The organism is Rhodanobacter sp. AS-Z3, assembly GCF_029224025.1.
Classification (GTDB): domain Bacteria; phylum Pseudomonadota; class Gammaproteobacteria; order Xanthomonadales; family Rhodanobacteraceae; genus Rhodanobacter.
On sequence record NZ_CP119392.1, the window covers coordinates 2,435,333 to 2,460,306 of the forward strand.

Below are 24,974 nucleotides of genomic sequence, written 5' to 3' on the forward strand. Positions count from 1 at the left end.
GAGCCGATCTTTTCAACAGGAGTTGAGCCATGAGTCAGCAAGCCTATCCCCTGCCGCGATTCCACTTCCAGGTGGACTGGGGCGGCACGATGATCAGTTTCACCGAAGTCACCGGTCTGGTGATGGAGCGGGAAAAGATCGAGTACCGCCATAGCGACAGCCAGGACTTCCACAAGATCGCCCAGCCCGGCTTGCAGAAAACCGCGGCCCTGGTGCTCAAACGCGGCAAGTTCGAAAAGGATGTCGATTTCAACACCTGGTTCGAGGACGTCGCCGACGATCGTGCCAACAAGCGCCGTGACGTGATCATCCGCTTGCTCAATGAGAAGCATCAGCCGGTCGCGGCATGGAAGGCCTCGCGCTGCTTTCCGCTGAAGGTCACTGCGCCGGACCTGAAGTCCGACGCCAACGAGATCGCCATCGAGAGCGTGGAAATCGCCCACGAAGGCCTTAGCCATATCGACGTTTGACCACCATGAGTGACTACTACCCGCCCTGGAGTTTTTACTACAAGGTCGAGTTCATGCTCGGGGGCAGATCCGCGCCTGCGCCCGATGCACGCTTCCAGACGGTTTCGGGGCTGTCAGTGGAGTACGACTTCGAAAGCTTCAAGGAAGGCGGCGAGAACCGCTTCGAGCACAAGTTGCCGGTTCGCACCAAGTACGCAGATCTGGTACTCAAGCGCGGAATGCTGATGGGCTCGGCGGTGCTGGACTGGTTCACGGCCGCTTTCAGCGATCGCAGCTTCACGCCCGCGGACATCAACGTGATCCTGATGAACGAGCAGGGACAGTCGCTGCGTACCTGGAACGTGGTGCAGGCGATCCCGAAGAAATGGTTGATCAGCGACTTGAATGCCAACGAAAACAGTTTGGTGATCGAAACCATGGAGTTGTCGTACCGCTATTTCAACCTGCAGGACGGGGCGTAGCCATCAACCACCAAGGCCATAGGACATGCCGATCGAGATCAAGGAACTGCACATCCGCGTCACCGTCTCGGGCAAGCCGCCGGAGGCGCATGGCGCTACCGGCAGCGCGGCGAAACAGGCTGCGGCTGCCGGTGCGGCGGTGGGCAAGGACGAACTGCTGGCTGAATGCGTGGAGCAGGTCTTTGAACTGCTTCAGGCGCGCAAGGAACGCTGATGGCCGACTCTGGCAAGCACGGCAAAATGCTGATCCTCGCCTTTGCAGATTCCAAGGCCGCGGAGAACGGTGGGTTGGCCGAGGCCGACGCTTCCTTCGAGGCGCTGATCAATCCGGAGACTTACACGCTGTCCTACAAGCTGAAGTTCTCCGAAGGCGGGCAAGGGCAGGGCAGCAGCGGCAAGCAGCTGAAGTACGAATACACCGAGCCGTCGGAGATGGCTTTCGAGTTCCTGTTCGACAACACCGGCATCATCGATGGCGAAGCGCGCGATTCGATCGCCGATGATCTGGCCACATTCAAGAAAATCCTCATCGACTATCAGGGCGACGCGCACGAGCCGCGACATTTCAAGCTGGTATGGGGCAAGAACTCGATCTTCAAAGGCCGCGTCACCGCGGTGGACATTCTCTACAAACTATTCAAGTCCGACGGCACGCCGATCCGCGCCACCGCCAAGGTGACCTTCAAAAGCAGCATCGAGGAAGAAAAGCGCGCCGCCAAGGAGGACAAACAGTCAGCCGACCTGACCCATGTGCGGCGGGTGAAGCTGGGGGACACGCTGCCACTGTTGTGCAAGCAGATCTATGGCGATCCGCGCTATTACCTGCAGGTAGCGGACCGTAATGACCTGAGCAACTTCCGCCACCTGACACCGGGCATGACGTTGCACTTTCCGCCGATCGCCAAGACTCAAGGCCAGGGACCGGGAGACACTACGTGAGCGACCCATCCACTGTTCCGACTCCGGCCACCCCGGATGTCTGCACCGTCGAGATCCTGATCGACGGCCAGGCAATCCCCGGAACCCTGCATGTGCAGTCGGTGACGGTGATCCGGGAGCTCAACCGGATACCCTCGGCCGTGTTGCAGATTGACGATGGTGAAGCGTCTACGGGCAGCTTTCCAGCCAGCGACGGCGATCTGTTCGCGCCGGGCAAGAGCATCGAGATCCAGTTTGGCTACCGCTCGCAAAACACCAAAGTGTTCAAAGGCAAGGTGGTCAAGCAGCGCCTGAAGGTGCGCAAAAACGGCAGCACGTTGAGCGTGGACTGCTACGCCGATGCAGTGAAGATGACCACCTCGCGGAAGAGCAAGTACTTCGTCGAGCAGAAGGACAGCGACATTGCTGGCGCTTTGCTGGATGCGCACGGCCTGGCCAACGACGTCGAAGCGACTACGCCCGACCTGAAGGAAGTCGTGCAATACGAAGCCAGCGACTGGGATTTCCTGCTTTGCCGCGCCGAGGCGAATGGGCAGGTGGTGCTGGTCGGCGACGACAAGGTCTCCGTGGCCAAGCCCAAATTCGGCAGCACACCGGTGCTGAAGCTTGGCTACGGCAGCACGGTGCTGGAGCTGGACGTGGAAATGGATGCCCGCTGGCAGAGCAAGGGTATCCAGGCGTTGAGCTGGAACGCGGCCGACCAGGAGGCCATTCATGCCGATGCCACCGAACCATCGCCACCGGCCGCCGGCAATATCCCCGCCACCGATCTGGCCAAGGTGGTTGGCGATGACGTGGACGACATCTTCCACGGCGGCGCGCTCGACGAAGCGCAGCTGCAAGCCTGGGCTGATGCACGCCTGCAGCGGATGCGTCTGGCGCGTCTGCGCGGTCGCGCGCGTTGCCAGGGTTTCGCTGGCGTGGCACCCGATCAGGTGGTGCAGATTGACGGTATTGGCCAGCGCTTCCAGGGCAAGTTGTATGTATCCGGCGTGCGCCAGACCGTGGCTGGCGGCAACTGGGAAACCGACGTGCAGTTTGGTCTTGGCCACGAGACTTTCGCCGAGACCCATGAGCTGCGTCCGCTGCCCGCCGGTGGGTTGCTGCCAGCGGTAGCTGGCCTGCAGATCGGCGTGGTCACTCAGCTGGAAAGCGACCCTGCCGGCGAGGACCGCATCAAGTGCCGTCTGCCGCTGGTCTCCAGCAGTGAAGACGGCATCTGGGCGCGGCTGGCCACGCTCGATGCTGGCAAGGGGCGCGGCACGTACTTTCGTCCGGAGATCGGCGACGAAGTCATCGTCGGTTTTCTTGGCGATGATCCACGCTATGCCGTGGTGCTGGGTCAATGCCACAGCAGTGCGCATCCGGCGCCGGAACCAGCCAAGGACGCCAACCAGCACAAGGGTTACGTCAGCCGCGAAAAACTGAAGCTCACCTTCGACGACGAGAAAAAAGTGATCGGTCTGGAAACCCCGGCCGGCAACAAGATCCGCTTGTCCGAAGACGCCAAGGGCATCGTGCTCCAGGACCAGAACGGCAACAGCATCACGCTCGACGGTGACGGCATCACCATCGAGAGCGCCAAGGACCTGGTGTTCAAGGCGAAGAAGGACGTGAAATTCTCCGGCACCAATATCGAACTGAGCGCCAGCAGCGGCTTCAAGGCCTCCGGCACCGGCACGGTCGAGGTGTCGGGGGCGCAAACCAAGATCAGCGGTGATGCAACCACCGTGATCAAGGGCGGAATCGTGCAGATCAACTAATGGCGCTGCGTCTGCTCACGCAGACGTGGCATGGATGAATACAAAGGACGGAATCGGGCCATGGGATTCGCTGCAAGAGTGACCGACATGATCGTCAGCACCGCCACCTCGAGCATGCCGGTGCCGATCATTCCGCCGGGAGATCTGACCGTATTGATTGGTGGCCTGCCAGCGGCGCGGATGAGCGATGGCTGCGGTGTGGACGTGGTGCTGCTGGGTTCGATGACGGTAATGATCGGCGGCCTGCCAGCGGCGCGCATCGGTGATCCCACTGGCGCCGGTGGCATGGTCACTGCGCCCGGCTGTCTTACCGTGTTGATCGGAGGCTGAGCTCATGGAGCTGGATTTCCTCGGTCGCGGCTGGTCGTTTCCGCCGGATTTCAGCGGAGCGATACCGGGCGTGGCGATGCTGGAAGACGAAGCGGATGTCGCCTCGAGCCTGCACGTGCTGTTGAGCACGCGACCGGGCGAGCGAGTGATGCAGCCCGACTACGGCTGCAACTTGAGCGAGCTGCTGTTCGAGAGTCTGGATACGCGGATCAAGACGCTGATCGCCGACAAGATCGAATCCGCGGTGCTGTATTTCGAGTCACGCGTGACGCTGAACCAGGTGACTCTTGATGACAGCGACATTGCCGAAGGCGTGGTGCTGATCCAGTTGGCCTACACGGTGAAATCGACCAACTCGCGCTTCAACTTCGTTTACCCGTATTACATCCGCGAAGGCACCGACATCAATCTCACTACGACCAACCTGTTGCCGGACAACAGCTGACGTCATGACCAACGACTGCTCCCACAACGACGATCCGCTCAAGCTGGTACGTGAAGGCACCAGTCAGGACGAGCGCGCCCCGGCGACGCTGTCGCCGGATGCCGCACCCGTGGATGCGCGCACCGTGGCGCACGACATCGTGTTCGCCCAGGGCTATGCCGGCCTGCTTCGCCGCTACAGCGCTGCCAATGTGCCGGACGGCGACTGGCGCAACTATTTCGGTGGTGACATGGCGGTGCCGCTGGCCGTCGCCGCGATCGAGGATGTCGATGCGTACAAGGTCCAGGTGCGTGAGTGGTTCGACTTTCTCAACAACATGGACAACGACGGTGATGCGGCTGGCCTGCGCGATCGCCTGGGCTATTTGTACGCAGCGATCGGCACGCTGGCCGACGCGCTGGATCAGATGCACCGGAAGCTGGCGGAGGAAGCGCCGCTCAAGGGCACGCTGGACAATATGATCCGTACCCAGCTGGCGCCCGCATTTGCACGGTTGGTGGCCTACTACAAAGGCGGCATGGCGCTGGGCGTGATCAACGTCGTTGCGCCGCCACTGCGGGTGTTGCAGTACGACGCCAAAGCTTTCGCTGACGTATTGTCCGAGGGTTTGTCTAACGCATGGAGTGGCGATACAGCCTGGGCTGGCTATGTCAGTGGTATCGCGGCCGACGATTCGGTGTATGGCGCGGCCGGTCTGCCCGATCCCTTTATGCGTATCAACCATTGCGCCACGCACAACCTGTTCCGTTCGGTGTTTGACTTGTTCCTGAAGGCGCTGATGCGTACGGTCAGCGAGTCACAGGCGGGCCTTGCCGACACACTGGCAAACGTCTCCGACCACGCGCCGCACTACGCGCTGTATCTGGCGTTCCTGCAGCTGCTTGCACACGCCAGGGCGGCGACCAACGGGCTGACTCGGCGACATCTGGACTTCTATTATTCAACCATCCTCGGCCTGCAGCCGCGACCGGCGCAGCCGGGACACGTGCATCTTCTGGCGGAGCTGGCCAAACAGGCATCGCAGTGCGACTTCGCCCCGGGCACGCAGTTCAAGGCCGGCAAGGATGCCAGCGGCAAGCCCGTAATCTTCGCCAGTGTCGACGATCTGGTCGCCAACAAGGCGACCGTGGTCTCGCTGAAGACGGTGTATCGCCATGGCAGCGAAACGCTGAGCAACGGCGAGGCCGACCAGGGCCGGCTGTTCGCCTCGCCGGTGGCCAACTCCGATGACGGGCTGGGCGCGGCGCTGACTTCGCCGGACAAGTCCTGGCAGCCGTTCTTCAACAAGGAATATGTGGACGGCGAGCTGGTCGCGATCGATATGCCGCCTGCACAGGTGGGCTTCGCTATCGCATCGCATCATCTGCTGTTGGCTGAGGGCACCCGCCACGTGATTGTGCAGGTGCATTTACGCGATGCGCTGCCGGCCGGTTTCGACCTGGCCGACGACGTGCAGTGCCAGCTCAGCACCGCCAAGGGTTGGCTGGTGCGCGGTCCCTCGTCCTTCGCGCGGAGCGACAGCAACACGCTGGAGCTGATGATCGAACTGAGTGGCGCCGACGACGCCATCGTGCCGTACACGACGGCGAAGCACGGCTACAACTTCGACACCGATCTGCCGCTGCTGCTGGTCACGCTCAAGCAGGATACTCAGCGCAATTACGCTTACGCCCGTGTGCAAGGCCTGGTGCTGATGTCGATCGATCTGCGCATGGAGGTCTCCGGCATCAAGACGGTGGCGGCGGCCAACGACTTCGGGCCGATCGACCTGTCCAAACCGTTCCAGCCGTTCGGCGCCTCGCCGGTGGAGAACAGCGGCCTGGTGGTCGGTTCGAAGGAGGCGTTCCAGAAACACCTCGATAGTCTGTCGCTCGATTTGACCTGGCAGATTGCACCGGTGGCATCTGCATCCACTCCGCCGCCGTCGAATATGGCCACTGGTGTGGTAGTCGATGTGTTGCAAGCGGGCAGCTGGACGAATGCCATAACCAGTGACTCATCGCTCGGTTTCGGGTCCAGCTCCGCTTACGTCACGCTGGAGGACAGCGCCAACGCCACCGTGTCCGACCTGCCGGACTTCCAACCCGATCAGCCTTACACCACGTCGGCACGGCAGGGCTATCTGCGCGTGCGGCTCAATGGCGACGTCGGCCAGCGCCAGTATCAGAGCAACTTGATCGCGTATCTGCGCAAGGATTCCGGTGCGACCGAACCAGACCCGCGTCCGCCGCAGGGCCCAGTCGCCTCGGCGTTGGCACTGTCTTATGTTTCGTCCACCAGCCTGGTGCTGAGCAGCAGCACCGAAGCCTCATTTCAGGCGCGTGTCGGCCGCTTCTTCCATCTGCTGCCATTTGGTAGCGCCGAGCGACACCCGTATCTGTGCAACGGCGCACCGGTTCCGCTGCTGGCGCCATTCTCCTTCGCGCGCAACGCCATGGCGCTGAGTAGCGAGGCCGAGTTGTACATCGGTGTGGCAGACCTCGCGCCACCGCAAAGTCTGGCGCTGCTGTTCCAGGTCGCGGACGGTACCGCCAACCCGCTGGCGAACAAGCCAGTGCCGCACATCGACTGGTCCTATCTGGTCGACAACCTGTGGGTTCCCTTTCCGCAGAACGCAGTAGTCGATGCGACCGGCGGGCTGCTCAACTCCGGCATTGTCACTTTTTCCGTGCCACGCGATGCCGCCAGCGACAACCGCCTGTTGCCGCCGGGGCTGTATTGGATACGCGCCGCCGTGCACGAAGCCAGTGATGCGGTGTGCCGATTGAAGCTGGTTGCCGCACAGGCGCTGCAGGCGATATTCACCGACAAGGGCAATGCAGCGGACTTCTCGGCGACCCCAGTGCCGTCGGGCAGCGTGGCTCAACTCGCTGCATCGAATGCGTCGGTCAAGGACATTACCCAGCCGTATCCGTCCTTCGGCGGGCGTGGCGCCGAGAGTGGGGCCGATTTCCATCGGCGCGTGAGCGAGCGCCTGCGGCACAAAGATCGTGCGATCGACCTGTGGGACTACGAGCGACTGGTGCTGGAAGCCTTCCCGTCGATCTACAAGGTTAAGTGTCTCAACCACACCCAGTACGAGCCTGCCGACAGCGTGGGTACCGGTTTGTGCAGCGGCGGTATTTATCGCGAGCTGGCGCCGGGCCATGTCACCTTGATCGCGCTGCCCAATCTGCGCGGACAAGTACAGCGCGATCCGCTCAAGCCGTATACCAGCCTGGGCCTGCTCGGCGAGATCCAGGCCAGTCTGGCCCAGCGCTGCAGCGGCTTCGTGCAACTGCACGTGAGGAACCCGCAGTTCGAGGAAGTGCGGGTGGCCTTCACGCTGAAACTGCGCGATGGCTATGACGAGGCCTACTACACGACCCGTTTGCAGCAGGCGATCACTCGCTTCCTGTCGCCGTGGGCTTTCGATGGCAGCGGCACGCCATCGTTCGGTGGAAAGGTCTACAAATCCACGTTGATTCACTTCGTGGAAACGCAGGCCTGCGTGGATTACGTCACCGACTTCAGCCTGTTCCACAACCTGCCGTGCCAGGCGCCGGGTAGCGTCGATCAGGATGAAATCACCGGCTCGCGTGCGGTGTCCATCCTGGTCTCGGCGCCGGCCAGCAAACACCAGATCACCGTTATCAGGCCCGCACCCGACGGCGCGCTGGCGGAACGCTGCGGGTGCAGCGCATGAACAGCCTGCAGCCTCTGAATCCTCTTCCGCTGGTGGCGCAACCAGCGCTCGATCCCTCGGTGGATTACTACCAACTGCGGCGCCAAGGCATCGGCCACGTGCAGCAGGCGGGCAGTCAGCAGTGGACTGACTACAACATCCACGATCCCGGCATTACCATCCTCGAAGCACTGTGCTACGCGATCACCGACGTCGGCTACCGCGTCGAGTGGAATATCGAAGACATCCTCGCGCCCGCCGTGCCCGCCGCCGATCCGGCGCGGCCGTATCCGGACCAGACCTTCTACACCGCGCGCGAAGTGCTCACGGTCAATCCCCCGACGATCGCCGACTTCCGCCGCTTGTTGATCGACTTGCCGGGTGTGAGCGACGCATGGGTACTGTGCAAAAGCTGTGCGTGCGAGGTCAGCTACTGGGCGTACTGCGATCTGACCGGCAATCTGCTGTTGCAGTACGGCCAACCTGCGAGCCCGCCGAATCCGGCCAGTGAGACCTGGGTGCTGGGTCTGTACGAAAGCTTGCTTGAGCTGGACGACGATCCGGAGCTGGGCGATCTCAATGATCGCCTGGTTGAGCAGAACAGCGTTTACCACGATAGCGATGGCGCGCATCCGATTCTGATGGAGCTGCGTTTCCCCGATATCGCGCTGCTCGAGCGCGACGCGTGGCAGCGCTTTCTCACCGATGACGCAAGTTTTGCCGACACGGAGGCGTTCAGCATTGAGCTCACCCGCCTGGGTGCGACCAGGACCTACAACGTATTTGATTTGCCAGACCCGGCCGATCGCCACGCTTACCTGCGTCAGCAGTGGGGCGGCGTTTTCTATGTGAGCCTGAGCATCAGTTTCAGCGGCTCGCCCGCTGTCATCGATATCCAGAACGCCGCATTGCGGGTGTTCGCCGACGACGCCGTACGGAACACAGTCGGCGCCGAGGCCTGGCGAACGAGGTTCACCGACGCGACATCTGCCGGCTTCGTGCTGCGCTATCGCAAAAAAGCCAAGGCCGCCGCCGCCGCGGTAGCCGGTGCCAAGGCCGCTTTGCAGCAACAGCGCAATCTGGGTGAGGACTATTGCCTGATCGACTGTGCTGGCGCCGAGCAGGTGGCCGTCTGCGCCGACATCGAAGTGCGGCCGGATGCCGATATCGAGCGTGTGCAGGCTGGTATCTGGTTCGCGCTGGAGCAGTACATGACACCGCCGGTACCGTTCCGCACCTTGCAGGAGTTGCAGGGTAGGGACGTGGCGGTGGAAGACATCTTCAATGGTCCGGCGCTGGCCAACGGCTTTATCGAGGATGCCGATCTCGCTGCAGCACAGCTCAAGACGATGTTGCATACCTCCGACATGATCCACCTGCTGATGGATATCGACGGCGTGCTGGCGGTGAATCAGTTGCGCATGACCAAGTATGACGACGAGGGTCTGGTTGTCGCCGGCGCCGCCGATCCCGTCTGGATCAATGATCAACCGATTTACGATCCCGCTCGCACCAGTGCGGCGTGGCTGCTGGCAATCAGCCCGCGGCATCAGCCACGGCTCTACCTCAACCAGTCGCGATTCCTTTTCTACAAGGACGGCTTGCCGTTCCTGCCGCGAATGGACGAGGCCACCGATACGTTGAACCAGTTGCGCGGCGATGCCGACCGACCGAAGGACCCGGGGGCTCCGAACGATCTGCCGGTGCCGGCCGGCGTGTATCGCCAGCCGGAGGATTACTTCCCGGTACAGAACAGCTTTCCGCTGACCTATGGCATCGGCCCGGACGGCCTGCCGCCGCGCGCGTTGCCGGCACGCAAGGCGCAGGCGCGCAACCTCAAGGCTTATCTGCTGGTGTTCGAACAGCTGCTCGGCAATGCGTTGGCTCAGCTGGCGCACAGCTCGGACCTGTTCTCGCTCGATGCTTCAATAACGCGTACGTATTTCGTCAAACAACTTGACGCCAGCACCATCAAGGACCTGACTGATATCGCTGATCCGATCAAGCTGACCCGTGCGGCGGTGGAGGCGCTGGTGGAGACGCCGGCGGGGTTCCAGACGCGGCGCAATGCGTTCCTCGATCATCTGCTGGCGCGCTTCGGTGAGCAATTCAATGAATACACGCTGCTGCTGACCCAGGCTACCGGCGACGTGGTGGCGAAAGAACAGCTGATCGCCAGCAAGATCGCCTTCCTGCGTCGCTACCCGGCGGTCAGCCACGACCGTGCCAGGGCCTTCAACTACCAGATCGAGCCAAACGCGCCAGGCAACGAGCCGGGTATCAAGCAACGCATCAATCTGCTGCTGGGTTATCCAGATCTGAGCTATCAATGGACCGCGGGCGCGCCCGTAGCCGGCGTGTATCTGGTCGACTATCAACTGGTCGACGGTCTCGGTACAGCGCAGTTGGAAGGCACGCTGAGCGTGACGGCAGGCAGTGTGGGCAACGCGGGCGAGGGCGCTTATCGCGTGCTGCTTGATCGCATGATCCTGGACGAGGCGTATACGGTCGCGCCGGTCGCCGGTGGCAAGTTCGGATTGGTGCTGGACGAGGTTTCCTCGGCCGAGATCGGCCGCAGCCCAGCAACGTTCGCCACTGCTGCCGAAGCACTGGCGCTGAAGGCGATGTTGCTGTCCTGGAGTGCCGGTGCGCGCATCCTGGTGATCGAGCACATCTTGTTGCGCCCGAAGTTCATCGGCGACGCGCTGTATCCAGCCTGCTGCGAAGACAGCTGCTCCACCTGCGGCAGTGCAGACCCGTACTCGTTCCGGCTGACCTATGTAATGCCCGGCTGGACGGCGCAATACACCGACAACCTTGATCTGCGCCGCTATGCCAACCGCACCATCGAGCGCGAAACGCCCTCGCACTTGCTGGCCAAGACCTGCTGGGTGGGCAACGATGGTTATGTAGAAAACCCTTGCGATCAGGTGGTCGAAGACCTGGCCGATCTGTTGCAGGCCGACGGGCTGACCGCAGCGAGTATGCCGCCATCCAGCGACGATGCCTGCGCCGACGCGCACGCCATCCTGCATGTCTTCAGCGAGGCGTTCTCGCCCTGGTTCGAAAGCAAGAAACTGAGTTTCCTGCACGACGATGCCTGGGCCACCGCTGTCACCGCCTTGTTCGCGGACATCCCGGTGCCGGTTGCTGGCGCGTATACGACGCTGTTCCTGCCGCCGCTATGGGATGGCGTGTGTGCCTTGATGAGCGCGCGCTTTACCGAGGTCGCCAGCCAGGGTTGGCAGTTCGAGCGTTTTGAAGCGGCATGGCGCACCTGGCTGGATGCCAATGCGGTGATCGACTGGACGGATGAGCGGCTGATCGAGCGCGTGGAGGCGTTGCTCGCCGCCGGCCTGCTGCTGACCAGCAACGTCGCGGCGGCTTCCTTGTGCGAGTGCGCGAGGCGCATCGTCACCGACTACGGCAGCACCTACTACGCATGGATGCGCGACAACATCACCGCAGGCCATGCATTCGACGCACTGACGCCGTTCGTAGAGCCGGCAGTGACGCTGTGCACGGGCCTGAGCTTCACACCCGTTACGCAAAAACGAATCGCCACGCTGCTGCAAGAACGCTATGCCGCCTATGCGTTGCCGTCCTACTGGCTATGGATGGTGACGAGCTTGCTCGCGGGGCTGCGCAACACCTATCCGGGCGCCACGCTGCACGACTGCGATGAAGGCAGCGATTTCAATCCGGTGCGACTGGACAACACGGCGCTGGGCAACTACCCGCGCAAGACCACTCTTTGACTTTGACGAGGGAGATCGCTCATGGAGAGCTTGCTTGACCATTACCCGCTCTTCGAAGCGAATCAGGTACTGATGAGCCGGCATCTGAATGATGCCTTCGAGTACCTCGAACAACAGCAACGCCAGACCCGCTCGCATCTGATCGGCATTGGCATCGCCTGTGGCCTGAAGATTCAGCTCGACGGCGCGGCGATAACGTTGTCGAAGGGTTGCGGCGTCACCTCGCAGGGCTATCTGATCGAGGAGCCGGAGGACGTGACGCTGACGACGTACCGGCCTTACACGTTGCCGACCGACATCGACTACCCCACGTTCAAGAGTGACGGTTCACCGTTCGCCATGTGGGAGCTGTTCGGCGACGGCGTACCCAACACCACACCGCTGGGCACGCCCGCGGGCTTTCTCGACGACAAGGCGGTGCTGCTGTTCCTGGAGCTGAAGAAAGAAGGCTTGCGCACCTGCAGTCCGAACAACTGCGACGACAAAGGCTCGCAGGTCACCGCCACGGTGCGCCGTCTGCTGATGGCGCGCAGTGATCTGGACAAGATTATCGCCGCGGCCAATAGCTTGGGCAGCGGCCTGAGTGAAAGCGACCTGGTGGCCGCGCTGTCGGCGCGGCTGAACCTGCCGGACCTGCGCTTGCGGCGCTTCGACGTGCCCAATTCCAATCCGGTCAGCTCAAGCGACGTGTACACCGCTTTTCTGGAGATGGTTCGTCAAGGCGGCCTGGCCAGTGCCACCGGGCAGGCCCTGAGCGCAGCGTACGCGGCGTTCCGACCGCTGTTGCTGGCCGAATATCCGACGGACCCGTTCAGCACGTTTGGCAGCAACTACGGCTTTCTCGACAGTGCACCGGTGGACACCACCCAGGTGAAGTTCCTGCAGTACTACGCCGATCTGTTCGATGACCTGCTGCACGCCTACGACGAGTTCCGCTGGAAAGGCCTGGAGCTGATGTGCGCGTGCTGCCCCGACGACGGGATGTTCCCGCGGCACCTGATGCTGGGACTGCTGCATCCGGAAAGCGTGACGAGCGCCGCTGGCTATCGCCAGGGCTTCCTGCCCTCGCCAGCGGTGGGCAACTGCGAGCAGGAGGGGGCGCAGCTAGGCCAGCTGTTCGCTCGTCTGGTGGCGATGTGCGCCGCGTTCACCAACCAGCCGAAGCTGCCGCCCGCCAATCCATCCCTGCCGTTCGATCCGCAGATCCGCATCACCCCCAGCTGCAGCGGCAAGGTGGTGCTCGATGTCATGGCGATCCCTTATTTCTACGCCAAGCCTGGAGCGCCACCGCTGTATCCGTTGTGGAGCCCGCTGCAGACCCGACGCCAGCGCGCCAACCAGAACCTGGGCTACAACTCTGATCTGTACGCACCGGCTGCGCCGGCATTCGTTACCGATCCGCTGCGTTATGACCTCGGTTCACACGACTTCCTGCGTATCGAGGGTCATCTGGGCAAGGACTACCAATCCGTGCTTCGTTCGCTGCTGACCATGAAGGCGCAATACCGTCTGCCAATCGACGTGATCGCGTTGCGTACCGGCGCCTACGACGACAGCCAGCCGGTGGATCTGAGTCAGGAGCAGGCACGTTTTCAGGATCTGGACGCGTTGTATGGCAGCCTGAGCGGCGAGCTGCGCTCGCAACTGGTCGAAGGGATCATGCAGCTCTACAACCATCCCATCGCTGCCATTACCGGCCTGCCGCTCAGCGCCGGTGCGCCACAGCTTTCGTTGCTGAAACAGTACGCACCGCAGTTCACTTACAAAGACAACACCATCGGCGCCTGGTACGAACATTACCTGACGCGTTTCGAAAATCAGGGCTATATCGACGTCGATCAGAATGCGATCAATTCCACGGCGGTGCTCTACCTGTACTGCGCGTTGTTCAACGGCACCCAAGGACCGGAGAATGCGGCGTATCCGCACGTCGTGTCGATCTATTACTTCAGCAAGCTGGCCGAGGCGCTGGACCCGTCGCTGTCGGCGCTGAATTACGCGGACTTCCAGAACAAATACCAGGACCTGATGGCGTTGATCCGCTATTTGCGCTCGGATGTGGTCTACAAGGCGCCGACTGATCTGCAGTCATTCTTGCCGCAGGACGAGTTCATCGACCTGTGCGAAGGCGTGCTGATGGGCTGCAAACTCGACGCGATCAAGTCGGTGCGTGACCAGTTTCAGGCGCGCATCGGGGAGCTGCGTCGGCTGCAGTTCCTGTCCAGCTTCCTGCAGCGCGAACCGGGCATTCAGCACAAGGCTGGCGTGCCGCTGGGCGGCACCTTCATTGTGGTCTATCACGGCGACACGGTGATCAATCAGTTCAACGGTGGGTTCCTGAAGGGGCTGGAACGGATGCGGGTGCAGAGCCCGGTGCCGTTGCAGTCACGGAATCTTGACCGCAAGACGATGCCGATGAAACCCAGTGCCGCGGTAAGCGCGGTGGAAGTCGCCAACGCTGGTATCGACAGCGTGCCCAATATAGCCAACGTCGACATCGCAGCCGCATTGAACATCGCTCCGGCCGCCGATGCCTCCGCCGACACGGCGGGCCTGATGCGGGCAATCGGCAATCTGAGTGCCAATCGCGCACTGATCAAGAACGACGATCTGCATGTGGTGATGGACTGGCTGACCGGTCGCACCCCGGTGACCGCTCGACCCGGCCGTGGGCCGCGTAACGACGGTGATACGGCTGCCGCCATCATTGGTCGCGCCGTTGACGAACTCAATGCGGGCACGGTGATTGCCGACTTTTTCCTGCCGTATCGGTTGAGCGGCAGCGGCCCCGGCATCCAGTACGTGCTACCGAAAATGCCACCCATCTTCACCGTCGCAGTCGGCTGCACCGCGCCAAACGGTAGCGCTTCGATATCCATCGATGCCACCGGCGGCGTGCCTCCTTACGACGTGGCAGCCGACGGCGGCGCTTACCAGCCGCTGGGTGCAGCGCTGTCGCTCAGCGTCGGTAATCACAGCGTGACCTTGCGGGACGCGGTGGGTGCGGAAACGCCGATGCAAAGCTTTAGCGTGGCATCGCCGCTTATCATCGGCGAGCCGAGCTTTACCTGCACGGGCGGCAGTTATACCGCCAGCGCCGCCATTACCGGCGGTACTCCACCGTACGAGGTCAACGGCCAGCCAGCGACAATGATTGTTACCGGGTCAACGCTCAGCGGCGCGGCAGTGTCGGTAACGGTGCGGGACAGCAAAGGTTGCGCGGTGGATGGGGAATTTACGCACGAGTGCTGCACGCTGCCTTGCGGCGGTGCTTCGCTCAAACGCAATTTCCGGTTCTTTCTGCCCGATCCGGACGCCAACCCCGACATCGCCTATCAAGAGTTCAAGGCTGACAATGTGGTGTTCACCGTCGATGCGGCTGCCGCCAAGCCGATCGATCTCAGCGCAAAGATCGCCGATATTTTGGTGGCTACCAAGGGTCAGCTCAGCGGGGCGCAATTTCAGAACACGGTCAACAGCTGGATGAAAGCGATCAACGAGCTGATCGCCAGTACCCCGGGCCTGAGCCAGCCTGGCAAAGCGCAATGGCTGACCCTCGGTTACAAGTCGATGTCGCCGGGACGTTTTGGTGTGCTGACGCTCGAGTACTTCAAGTGTCTGGGATTCCATATCGAACTCGACGCGATCTGGACTGTGCCCAATGCCACGCAGCAGATGAGATTCGCCTACTCGCCGGACGGTACGTTGATCAAATCCGGCGACAACACTTTGAGCGTGCCGGCCTCTGATGGCATCTCGATTGACAAGTGCAGCGAAACGCCCACACCAGTGAATCTGTGTCCGAGTCCACCGAAATTTGCGGTTGAGCTGAAAGGATCGGATTCAGTGAGGATCGGCGACAAGGCCACGTTTGCAGTGAGGATATCGCCGTCGCAGGACGCAATGACCTTGGTTTGGGAGGCACAAGGAGGCACGCCGACGATGGGGAAGGATTTAACGTTCGAGACTTCATTCAACGCCAGCGGTACCCAGTTAGTGACTGTCACGGCGTTCGATGTCAACGGTTGCTCGGTGACGCAGACGATGGGAGTGAAGGTTGTAACGGCGACCAAGCGTCCGCCGATCATTCCGTCGGGGCCGGTGGTGGTTCGCGACAAGACTCCGGTTGTGACCAAGAGGCCTGCCGTGAGCAAGGTGGCTGCGGTGCAGAAGCCTGCGGTAGCCAAGACGGCCAGCCATAAAGTCATCGCGAAGAAAGCAGCAGCAAAGAAGACTCCCCCATCAAAGCGGGGTAGCAAATGAGTCAGGCCTGGCGCCATGTGATTCGTCGCGAATACATTGATCTCGACGTCGAGGGCGGCGAGTTGGATGGCTTTGCGCTGCAAGCGCAGCTGGCGGCGCTATGCCATGGCGAACTGACGGTGGCGCTGGATGAAGCGTTCTCCCGAGCGGTGCCGGGCGAGGAGCATTGGCAGTTCGACCGAATTGACGTCGATGCCGGGCATTTCACCCAGGAAACCTTTGCGGGCGACTTTGTCGCAGCCGTGGCGGCTGCGGTGAAGGTGCAGATAAAAGAGCGCCAGGCGCAGGCCATTGCGCAGCCGGAAGTTTCCGCCGAAGAGGGCGATGTGCAGTGGAGCGGAGCACAGTCGATCGATCAGGCCTTCCTCTACTTCCTTGCTACCGGTGTGTTGCCTTGGTGGTGCCGTCTGCCTGAAGGACAGACGCTGGAGTCGATGCTCGACAAAGCCTGGAGCGAGGTGCCGGGACAAGGGCAGGGCGGAAGCACTGAAGCGTTGGCACTCGTGGCATTGATGCGAGTGTTGTCGTCAGCAGTGCCGCGACTGCGCATGGTGCGGCAGTTCTCGCAGCCGTTTCTGGGACGCGTACTGGAACGGTTGGCGCCGACGGCGTTGGTAGTGCTGCGCGAGGTGGTGGCAGCGGTTCATCACGAATGGGCACTCGCGCTGCCGGCGGCCGTTCCGGAGCAGGCATGGGTCGCGACCTTTGTTTGTGCAGTGACGCAGCAAACGATCTCACAACGGCACCTGCTCGAGGCATGGGCGACTCTGACGCCCGAGTTCATCACGCCCGCCATCATCGCAAGCGTGTTGCGCGCAGCAACCACGCATGCGGTAGACCTGTCGCTGAAGCAGCTGCGCGACAAAACCAGTGTCAGTGAGAGCAAACCCGCAACATCGACTGCCGCACCGTCCCGCCGTGATGCTCAAGACGCCACCAGCCCACAGCCAGCCGATGGCTCTCGTTCCGAGCATCGAATGGCGATCTCGGCGAAGCCGCTTGATCTGCACGAAGACGTCTTCATCGACTGCGCCGGCATGGTGTTGCTGCACCCGTTCCTGCCACGGTTGTTCGAGCGACTGGAGCTCATCGCGGACGACCACCTGCTGCAACCTGACAGGGCGTTGGCACTGTTGCACTTCCTGGCGACCGGGCAATCGAGCGCGCCCGAACATGCACTGGTGTTGCCGAAATTGCTGTGCGGAATGGAGGCCTTCGAGATTGCCGGCGCACCGGTGGAGCTTGGCGAAGCAGATCGAACGGAAGCCGAAAATCTGTTGCAGTCAGCGATCGATTACTGGCCGGCCATCGGTCAGACCACGCTCGACGGCTTTCGCGGCAATTTTCTGGTGCGACCGGGAAAACTTGGCAAGCGCGGCGACGAAGATCTGCTGCAGATCGAGAAGCAGAGTTGGGACATCCTGCTCGGGCAATTGCCCTGGAGCATCGGTGTGGTGCGCTTGCCGTGGATGCGGCGAATGTTGTGGGTGGAGTGGCCGTATTGACGACCTGTTGAGGGTCCGACGGAGAAAGGCGAGTGGGGTCGACCAAGGCGACAGCCGAAAAAAGTTCGAGCACTGCATCGGCGACGCTATCGCAGGCGCCCAAGCGCCCGTTTTTTGCTCACGCTGGGGGAGGGGAGTTCTTTGCGCCCGTGCAGGCAAAGATGACTGTCGGTGCGCCCGGCGACAAGTTCGAGCAAGAAGCCGACCACACTGCAGACAAGGTGTTGCGCATGCCCGATCCGGGTATGGCAGGGAAGCTGCAGCGAGCCCCCGGCGACAAGGCGCAGCGGCAAGGCGCGCACAGGTTGCAACGCCAGAGCGTCGACAAGGTGCAGCGTCGTGCAGAAGAAAAGATCTTCCGTACGACGGCGGACGAGGGTATCCAGAAAGCACCGGAGCCGAGACTGCAGCGCCGGGAGGAAGAGAAGATTCTGCGCGTGCCAGCCGAGCAGAAGGTGCAGCGAGTCGAACAGAACGGGATCCAGCGCACTGAAGAAAAAGTAGCGCACCCGCATCGCGCGGAAGAAAAAATCTTCCGCTCCCCCGACGACACACTGCGGAAGAAGGACGAGGCCTTGATCCAGAAAGCTGCGACCGTACCGGGCGGTGAGCATGTGCAGCGTGCCGCCGCTGGCGGCGTGCCGGCGGTCGAGGACCACGTGCAGTCGACCATCCACCGCAAGATGACCGGAGGCCAGCTGCTGGCCAACGATGCCCGCGGCTTCATGGAGCCGCGCTTCGACGCCGACTTCAGCAACGTGCGCGTGCATCACGACGGGGAAGCGGCCGGCCTGAACAACCGGCTGGGCGCGAAAGCCTTCACCTACCAGAACCACATCTTCTTCTCGCGCGGCCAGTACCAGCCCGGCACCAGCGACGGCAAGCAACTGCTCGCGCACGAGTTGACCCACACCATCCAGCAGGGTCACGCGGTACAGCGTTCGCCGGAAGTCGCGCCGGTTTCGGCCGCGCCAGCCACACCGACGGTACAGCGCTTTGGTATTCAGGACGCATTGGACAAGTTCGCCGACTGGGCCTACGCGATTCCCGGCTACCGGCTGATGACCCTGGTGATCGGCTTCAATCCCATCAACATGCGTTCGGCTGACCGCTCGGCGGCCAACATCCTGCGTGGCCTGATCGAGCTGATGCCCGGTGGCTCGCTGATCACCCAGGCGCTGGACAACCACGGCGTGATCAACAAAGCCGCCACCTGGGTGGAATCCAAGCTCAAGCAGCTCGGCGACATCGGCGCGGGGCTGAAGCAGGCGCTGGATGACTTCCTGGACTCGCTGAGCTGGACCGACATCTTCGACCTGAGCGGCGTCTGGGCACGCGCCAAGCGCATCTTCACCGAGCCGATCACCCAGCTGATCGACTTCGCCGTGACCACGGCGGTCGAACTGCTGAAAATGATCAAGGACGCGATCCTCAAACCTTTGGCCGTCATGGCACAAGGCACGCGAGGCTACGACTTGCTGTGCGTGTTGCTGGGTAGCGATTCGATCACTGGCGAGGCCAAGCCGCCCACCGCGGACAATCTGCTCGGCGGCTTCATGAAGCTGATCGGGCAGGAGGAGATCTGGGACAACATCAAGAAAGGCAATGCCATCGCGCGCGCCTTCGCGTGGTTCAGAACGGCGCTGGGTGGCCTGATGGGGATTGTGCGTTCGATCCCGACCCGCATCATCGAGACGCTGACTTCGCTGACCATCACCGACGTGCTGACGGTGGTCGGCGCGTTCGGCAAGATCGCCAGCTGCTTCATCAGTATCGCTTCAGACTTCATCAGTTGGGGCATGGGCACGATCTGGGATCTGCTGAAGATCATCTTCGATGTGGTGAAGCCCGGTTTGATGGGCTACATCACGAAGACCGGGGCGGCGCTCAAGAGCATCCTGAAGAACCCGATACCGTTTCTGCGCAACCTGGTGAGCGCGGCCAAACTCGGCTTCAGCAACTTCGCCGGTCACTTCGGCGCGCATCTCAAGGCTGGGCTGATCGATTGGCTAACCGGTTCGCTGACCGGTGTCTACATCCCGAAGGCGGCCACCCTGCCGGAGCTGGGCAAATTTGCGATGAGCGTCCTCGGCATCACCTGGGCGCAGGTTCGCGGCAAGATCGTCGCAGCGCTGGGGCCCAATGGCGAGCGCATCATGCAAGGTCTGGAACAGGCCTTCGATGTAGTCAAGGCGCTGGTGACTGGCGGTGTGGCGGCGGTGTGGGATCTGATCAAGGAAAAGCTCAGCGACCTCAAGGACCAGGTGATCGGCGGCATCGTTTCCTTCGTCACCGACACCATCATCAAGAAAGCCATCCCCAAGCTGATCGGCATGTTCATCCCGGGTGCGGGGTTCATTCCTGCGATCATCTCGATCTACGACACGATCATGGTCTTCGTGCACAAGATCTCCAAGATCATCCAGGTCGTGAAGGGGTTCATCGATTCCATCGTGACCATCGCGGCCGGCAATATCGGTGGTGCGGCCAAACGGGTCGAAAGCATTCTGGCGGGGCTGTTGTCGCTGTCGATCAGCTTCCTGGCAGGCTTCCTCGGACTGAGCAAGGTCGCCGACAAGATCATGGCCGTGGTGCAGAAGGTGCGCGCCAAGGTGGATGCGGCGATCGGGGCGGCGGTGGGGTGGGTGGTGGGGAAGGCGAAGTCGATGTTCGCGAGGTTGTTCGGTGGCAAGGACAAGCCGGATGATCGGACGCCAAGCCAGAAGCAGGCAGATCTGGATAAGGCGATCAGCGAGGCGAACGCGTTGCAGACTGCGCCGCACGCAACTGAGCAATCCATCAAGAAGGGCCTGGGGGCAATCAAGGCCAAGTACAAGATGAAGTCGCTTGTACTAGTTGTTGAATCCACGGACGATGCCACGGAAAAAGTCCACGTCGAAGGCGAAATTAATCCCAAGAAGCAGACACCAACTAGCGATACCAGTACCGGCGGTCCAGTCACCCCAGTACCGGTCAATGCGTGGATTCTCAACAAGGGTTCTGGCAACCGCTTCGAGCAGGTGTCGGCTAGTGCCAACTTGTCCGTGCGAGTTGGCGGAGTGCTGGTACCGCAGACCTTCATGACCGACATTCCCGGCGGCGGCAGCAATAAGCTGGCCTATTCGGCGGAAGGCACGGCGTGGGAGCGCACCAGTTTCGTGCACGAGTCCAAGCTGGTTACGCCCGTCGGCGGCGGCGAGTTCAAGCTGGCTCCGGCGGTGACCGGCGATAACATCCGTGCCCGGTTCTACCAGGACTCCAGTTCCATTCACGAAAACGTTAAAAGGGGCCGTCGCTCAACGCTGATGCACAACGGCACGCACTTCCTGAGCGAGGGTGACCCCAAAGATGAGCAACGCTTCGGTTACAAGCTCGAACCCACCAGCGGACTGGCCTTGGTGCCGTGGACAGACTCGTCGGCTGACCACCAACCGCCCGTTGCAGCCCACTGGACCAGCGGAGGCAACAACCAGACCAGAGGCAGTAACACCAACCAGGCCACACGCAAGATGTGGACCTCCAGTCCGTCGACTTACAAGATCATGTCCGGTTCGCTGAATTCGAGCCTCAACTCGCGCGACGCGAAGTACACGCAAGTTGTGGGCATCAATTTCCGCGGGCCGGGCGAACGGCCATGATCGCCGACCGTCGCGGAGCGACTCCGCGGAGACCCTAGCCATGACATCGCACGCCAATATCGACGCCGCGCTGGACTGGATCACCTGCTTCGTCGCGGGTTGCCTGAACGTGCATTTCGGCAAGGTCGGACACTACGAACCACGACCATTTGTATACCAGGAGGACGACTCCTGGATCGGCCGCTTCGTGAAAAATCAGGACACCGGAGCATGCGAGTTTGCCTTGCTGATGCTGGCCTTGCTACCGCACCTGCATCCGGGCGTGTTCGACAAGCTCCTGGCGGAACACATGCCCGGCGGCGGCGAATTTCCGGAACTTGGCGGCACGCGTGGTGCTGGCTATCGCAGCTTCCTACCCACCGGCGAAACCGCGCAGTTCGTGCTGGCTGGCAGCAACTTCGAGGGACGGCTGGAGGTCCAGCATGCGCTCTCGGCTGAACAGTGGCTGGGCCGCCAGCGTGTGCTTTGGGTAGAGCCGGTGCGCGAAGGCGAACCCGCCATGAGTGGCCGCCTGATCGTCAACCCGGAAATCGTCGAGGAAATCGTCACAGGCAAAGTCGGCCATCCCGCCTTCAGCACCGACTTTCCCGCCGAGCACATCGAAACCCCGATGGACTGGGACGATCTGGTGCTCAACCCGATGACACGCGGCCAAATCCGCGAGATCGAACACTGGATCAAGCACAACGACACCTTGATGAGCGAGTGGGGCATGCGTAAACGCGTCAAGCCCGGCTACCGCGCGCTGTTCTACGGTCCTCCGGGAACTGGCAAGACGCTGAGCGCGATGCTGCTGGGCAAGCACACTGGCAAAGAGGTATTCCGCGTGGATCTGTCGCGGGTGGTGTCGAAGTACATCGGCGAGACCGAGAAAAATCTGTCGCGCCTGTTCGACAAGGCGGAGAACAAGAACTGGATACTGTTTTTCGACGAGGCCGATGCGCTGTTCTCCAAGCGCACCGAAGTGCGCGATGCGCACGACAAGTATGCCAACCAGGAAGTGGCATATCTGCTGCAGCGAATCGAGGGCTACAACGGTCTGGTAATCCTGGCTTCCAACCAGCGCGCCAACATCGACGACGCTTTCGTACGGCGCCTGCAGGCGATCATCCCGTTCCCGGTACCCCGGCAGGAAGAGCGCTACGAAATCTGGCGCCGCACCTTTCCCGCGCAGATCGCCTTGGCCGGCGACGTCGATTGGCGGCACATTGCCGCGCGACACGAGTTGACCGGCGCGAACATCCTCAACGTCACACACTTCTGCGCGATCGAGGCGTTGGCAAACGAGAGCCTGCAGATCGATCTGAAAAGCTTGGAGACAGCGATCAGGCGCGAGTACGTAAAGGAAGGGAAGGTCATGTAGGAAATGGCTTGATGGGTAGAGGCCGGAACTAATCCTTTATCCTCGCGACTTCCATAAGCCCTTGATGGGTCATGCCGCCACCGCATTTGCAGGCGATTTTTAGTTTTCGATTGCGCAACTAATTACCGATTAATTTTCGGCCTGAAACTAATCTTCGACCTTTTTGTCGTGTTCAACAACTTTCCTGATTAGGGATGCTCTGATTTATTCCCCGTCTGCGGCATCATAGCCAGCAGTCCCCAGGAAGCCCATCGCCGATGAAGCAGCGTTCGTTCGCCTCGTTGAGTTTTGAAGTCAAGAAGAAGCCGACACGTCGTGAGCGGTTTCTGGGTGAGATGGACAAAGTCGTGCCGTGGGCCGACCTGCTGGCGCTGATCGAACCGAGCTATCCGACCTCCGGTCGTCGCGGTCGCCCGCCGATGGCGGCATCGACGATGCTGCGGATCCACTTCATGCAGCAGTGGTACGCACTGAGCGATCCAGCGATGGAAGATGCGTTGTACGAGATCGAGTCCATGCGCCGGTTTGCCGGGCTGGAGCTGAACGAGGACGCGATTCCGGACGAGTCGACGATCCTGAAGTTCCGTCGCTTCATGGAGCAGCACGGCCTGGCGGTGAAGATCTTCGAAGCGGTCAATGCGCACCTGAGCGGCCAGGGCCTGTTGCTACGCCAGGGCACGATCGTGGATGCCACGATCATTCAGGCGCCGTCCTCGACCAAGAATGCGGACAAACAGCGTGACCCGGACATGCGCCAGACGAAGAAGGGCCAGCAGTGGTACTTCGGCATGAAAGCGCACATCGGGGTGGACGTGGAATCGGGGCTGGTGCACACGGTAACCACGACACCTGCCAACGTGGGCGACGTGACGGAAGTGGACAAGTTGCTGCACGGCCAAGAGAAGACGGTGCATGCCGATGCCGGCTACCAAGGCGCCGAGAAACGGGCACCCAAGCGCGGCCGCACGTGGCATATCGCGGCCAAACGCGGCAGCGTGAAGGCGATGCCCGAGGGCGAGTTGAAGGATGCGGTCAAGCACACCGAGCACATGAAGGCCGCGGTTCGAGCCAAGGTGGAGCATCCGTTCCGGGTGGTGAAGCGGCAGTTCGGCTATCAGAAGGTGCGCTTCAAGGGCTTGCTCAAGAACACCGCTCAGATACTCACGCTGTTCGCGCTATCGAATCTGTGGATGGTGCGACGAACGTTGCTAGCGTCCGCAGGGGAGGTGCGCCTGTGAGGCGGGAAATCGAGGCGATTGGGGGTAACCCAGCACGGCGATGGCGGCGATATGCCTCACAATCTGCCTTTTCGTCGTAGTCAATCCATATTTTTAGCACGGCCGTCTGGACGGCCATTTTGAACTTAATTGATCAGAGCATCCTTAGCGCTGATCCTCAGCTGGAAAAATTGGTGGCCTGACGTAGAAACGGCTGAGGGGAAGGGGCGCAGAGCACCATGGCGCGTAGTAGTCGCGGCACGAACTCGGGGAGGCGAAAACGGCGGTTAAAACGGTAGGCGGCTTCGGCCAGATAGCGACGTGCGTACTTGTGCTGTTTGAACGCGTGGTAAGCGCCGCCGATGGAGCGCTTCAGATTCGACAGCAGCACGTTGACCCAGCGTGCGCCGTTGATTTCGGTGGCCGCCCGACCACCTTCGCTCTCGAGCACTGTATGGGCATGTCCGGTGGCCTCGAATCGACGAAAGGCTCCGAGGCCGTCGCTGAAGGCCTCCGCTTCCGGCGCAAGTCGGCGCTGGGCCCAGTCGGTGATCGCCGCATTGTCAAAGGTGCGTACCGGCTCGATCACCGCGAACGTCGGATGGTCGAGGTCGACATCGGTCTGCACCGCGATCACGAAGGCTTGTTTGTTTTCCGAGCCGCGACCGGACTTGCCGCCGTTGCGTTCGCCGCCCAAGTAGGCATCGTCGATCTGCACGAAACCGCTGAGTTGGCGCGGCTCTTCGCGCTGCATCATTGCTTCCATCACTTTGTGCTTCAGGCGCCACGCGGTGCGGTAGCTCACCCCCAAGTGCCGCTTCAGTTCCAGTGCGGCCATGTTGGTCTTGGTGGAGGTCAACAGGTGAATCGCCAGGAACCAGGTCGTCAGCGGCAGCTTGGTCGCCTCGAATACGGTACCGCTCAACAACGTCGCTTGATGTCGGCACGCCCGGCACTGGTAGTAGAGCTGCCCCTCCCTGCGAAACCGCGAAGACAGCCGACCGGCGCACGCCGGACAGCGATACCCCCTCGGCCATCGCAAGCGAAACAGCGCGCGTCGGCACTTCGCCTCGGTTCCGTACTGCGCCATGAACTGTGTCATCGACAGGCCTTGTTGGAACTGCACCCGATTCATCGCCATAACCCACCTCCGCATCG

General features: G+C 61.6%; 15 protein-coding genes. 14 read left to right on the forward strand and 1 reads right to left on the reverse strand.

Annotated elements, in window-relative coordinates:
* Window positions 1–29: 29 nt before the first annotated feature.
* The 14 genes from PY254_RS10885 to PY254_RS10950 all read left to right on the forward strand — a co-directional run bounded on the left by PY254_RS10885 (window position 30) and on the right by PY254_RS10950 (window position 23,837).
* A complete protein-coding gene (locus PY254_RS10885; protein WP_026636669.1) occupies window positions 30–470 on the forward strand; it encodes a phage tail protein in 441 nt (146 codons plus the stop codon).
* A gap of 5 nt (window positions 471–475) precedes the next feature.
* Window positions 476–931, forward strand: coding sequence for a phage tail protein (locus PY254_RS10890; RefSeq protein WP_281012065.1), 456 nt, complete (start codon window positions 476–478; stop codon window positions 929–931).
* A gap of 25 nt (window positions 932–956) precedes the next feature.
* Window positions 957–1,145: a DUF5908 family protein gene (locus PY254_RS10895; protein WP_281012066.1), complete on the forward strand. Its 189-nt coding sequence runs from the start codon at window positions 957–959 to the stop codon at window positions 1,143–1,145.
* On the forward strand, window positions 1,145–1,870 hold the full coding sequence (locus PY254_RS10900; protein WP_281012067.1) for a CIS tube protein: 726 nt from the start codon (window positions 1,145–1,147) through the stop codon (window positions 1,868–1,870). The genes PY254_RS10895 and PY254_RS10900 overlap by 1 nt, the downstream gene beginning before the upstream one ends.
* The gene (gene vgrG, locus PY254_RS10905; protein ID WP_281012068.1) at window positions 1,867–3,633 is read left to right on the forward strand and encodes a type VI secretion system tip protein VgrG; all 1,767 of its coding nucleotides are present in this window, start codon (window positions 1,867–1,869) and stop codon (window positions 3,631–3,633) included. Before PY254_RS10900 ends, vgrG begins: the two co-directional genes overlap by 4 nt.
* A 60-nt stretch (window positions 3,634–3,693) precedes the next feature.
* Entirely contained in the window at window positions 3,694–3,963 is a 270-nt protein-coding gene (locus PY254_RS10910; protein WP_281012069.1) for a PAAR domain-containing contractile injection system baseplate protein, read from the forward strand.
* 4 nt (window positions 3,964–3,967) lie between these two features.
* The gene (locus PY254_RS10915) at window positions 3,968–4,408 is read left to right on the forward strand and encodes a gp25 family contractile injection system sheath assembly initiator (RefSeq protein ID WP_281012071.1); all 441 of its coding nucleotides are present in this window, start codon (window positions 3,968–3,970) and stop codon (window positions 4,406–4,408) included.
* Window positions 4,409–4,412: 4 nt separating this feature from the next.
* A complete protein-coding gene (locus PY254_RS10920; RefSeq protein ID WP_281012072.1) occupies window positions 4,413–8,093 on the forward strand; it encodes a baseplate J/gp47 family protein in 3,681 nt (1,226 codons plus the stop codon).
* Complete coding sequence (locus PY254_RS10925; RefSeq protein ID WP_281012073.1) at window positions 8,090–11,830, forward strand: baseplate wedge protein; 3,741 nt, start codon at window positions 8,090–8,092, stop codon at window positions 11,828–11,830. The genes PY254_RS10920 and PY254_RS10925 overlap by 4 nt, the downstream gene beginning before the upstream one ends.
* Before the next feature lie 21 nt (window positions 11,831–11,851).
* Window positions 11,852–16,093, forward strand: coding sequence for a hypothetical protein (locus PY254_RS10930; protein WP_281012074.1), 4,242 nt, complete (start codon window positions 11,852–11,854; stop codon window positions 16,091–16,093).
* On the forward strand, window positions 16,090–17,598 hold the full coding sequence (locus PY254_RS10935) for a contractile injection system tape measure protein (RefSeq protein WP_281012075.1): 1,509 nt from the start codon (window positions 16,090–16,092) through the stop codon (window positions 17,596–17,598). Before PY254_RS10930 ends, PY254_RS10935 begins: the two co-directional genes overlap by 4 nt.
* Window positions 17,599–17,759: 161 nt before the next feature.
* Window positions 17,760–21,236, forward strand: coding sequence for an eCIS core domain-containing protein (locus PY254_RS10940; RefSeq protein ID WP_281012076.1), 3,477 nt, complete (start codon window positions 17,760–17,762; stop codon window positions 21,234–21,236).
* A gap of 40 nt (window positions 21,237–21,276) precedes the next feature.
* A complete protein-coding gene (locus PY254_RS10945; RefSeq protein WP_281012077.1) occupies window positions 21,277–22,599 on the forward strand; it encodes an ATP-binding protein in 1,323 nt (440 codons plus the stop codon).
* 257 nt (window positions 22,600–22,856) lie between these two features.
* Window positions 22,857–23,837, forward strand: a complete 981-nt coding sequence (locus PY254_RS10950) for an IS5 family transposase (RefSeq protein ID WP_281012078.1) — start codon at window positions 22,857–22,859, stop codon at window positions 23,835–23,837.
* Window positions 23,838–23,994: 157 nt separating this feature from the next.
* Here PY254_RS10950 and PY254_RS10955 read toward each other — a convergent pair whose 3' ends face one another.
* The gene (locus tag PY254_RS10955) at window positions 23,995–24,957 is read right to left on the reverse strand and encodes an IS1595 family transposase (protein ID WP_281012079.1); all 963 of its coding nucleotides are present in this window, start codon (window positions 24,955–24,957) and stop codon (window positions 23,995–23,997) included.
* Window positions 24,958–24,974 lie beyond the last annotated feature (17 nt).

Excerpts from the sequence above, each read along its gene's own strand:
- PY254_RS10925 (WP_281012073.1), top strand. The coding sequence starts at position 8,090 with ATGAACAGCCTGCAGCCTCTGAATCCTCTTCCGCTGGTGGCGCAACCA.
- PY254_RS10945 (WP_281012077.1), top strand. The coding sequence starts at position 21,277 with ATGACATCGCACGCCAATATCGACGCCGCGCTGGACTGGATCACCTGC.
- PY254_RS10940 (WP_281012076.1), top strand. The coding sequence starts at position 17,760 with ATGACTGTCGGTGCGCCCGGCGACAAGTTCGAGCAAGAAGCCGACCAC.
- PY254_RS10900 (WP_281012067.1), top strand. The coding sequence starts at position 1,145 with ATGGCCGACTCTGGCAAGCACGGCAAAATGCTGATCCTCGCCTTTGCA.
- PY254_RS10920 (WP_281012072.1), top strand. The coding sequence starts at position 4,413 with ATGACCAACGACTGCTCCCACAACGACGATCCGCTCAAGCTGGTACGT.
- PY254_RS10955 (WP_281012079.1), bottom strand. The coding sequence starts at position 24,957 with ATGGCGATGAATCGGGTGCAGTTCCAACAAGGCCTGTCGATGACACAG.
- PY254_RS10885 (WP_026636669.1), top strand. The coding sequence starts at position 30 with ATGAGTCAGCAAGCCTATCCCCTGCCGCGATTCCACTTCCAGGTGGAC.
- PY254_RS10895 (WP_281012066.1), top strand. The coding sequence starts at position 957 with ATGCCGATCGAGATCAAGGAACTGCACATCCGCGTCACCGTCTCGGGC.
- PY254_RS10910 (WP_281012069.1), top strand. The coding sequence starts at position 3,694 with ATGGGATTCGCTGCAAGAGTGACCGACATGATCGTCAGCACCGCCACC.
- PY254_RS10890 (WP_281012065.1), top strand. The coding sequence starts at position 476 with ATGAGTGACTACTACCCGCCCTGGAGTTTTTACTACAAGGTCGAGTTC.
- PY254_RS10915 (WP_281012071.1), top strand. The coding sequence starts at position 3,968 with ATGGAGCTGGATTTCCTCGGTCGCGGCTGGTCGTTTCCGCCGGATTTC.
- PY254_RS10950 (WP_281012078.1), top strand. The coding sequence starts at position 22,857 with ATGAAGCAGCGTTCGTTCGCCTCGTTGAGTTTTGAAGTCAAGAAGAAG.
- PY254_RS10935 (WP_281012075.1), top strand. The coding sequence starts at position 16,090 with ATGAGTCAGGCCTGGCGCCATGTGATTCGTCGCGAATACATTGATCTC.
- PY254_RS10930 (WP_281012074.1), top strand. The coding sequence starts at position 11,852 with ATGGAGAGCTTGCTTGACCATTACCCGCTCTTCGAAGCGAATCAGGTA.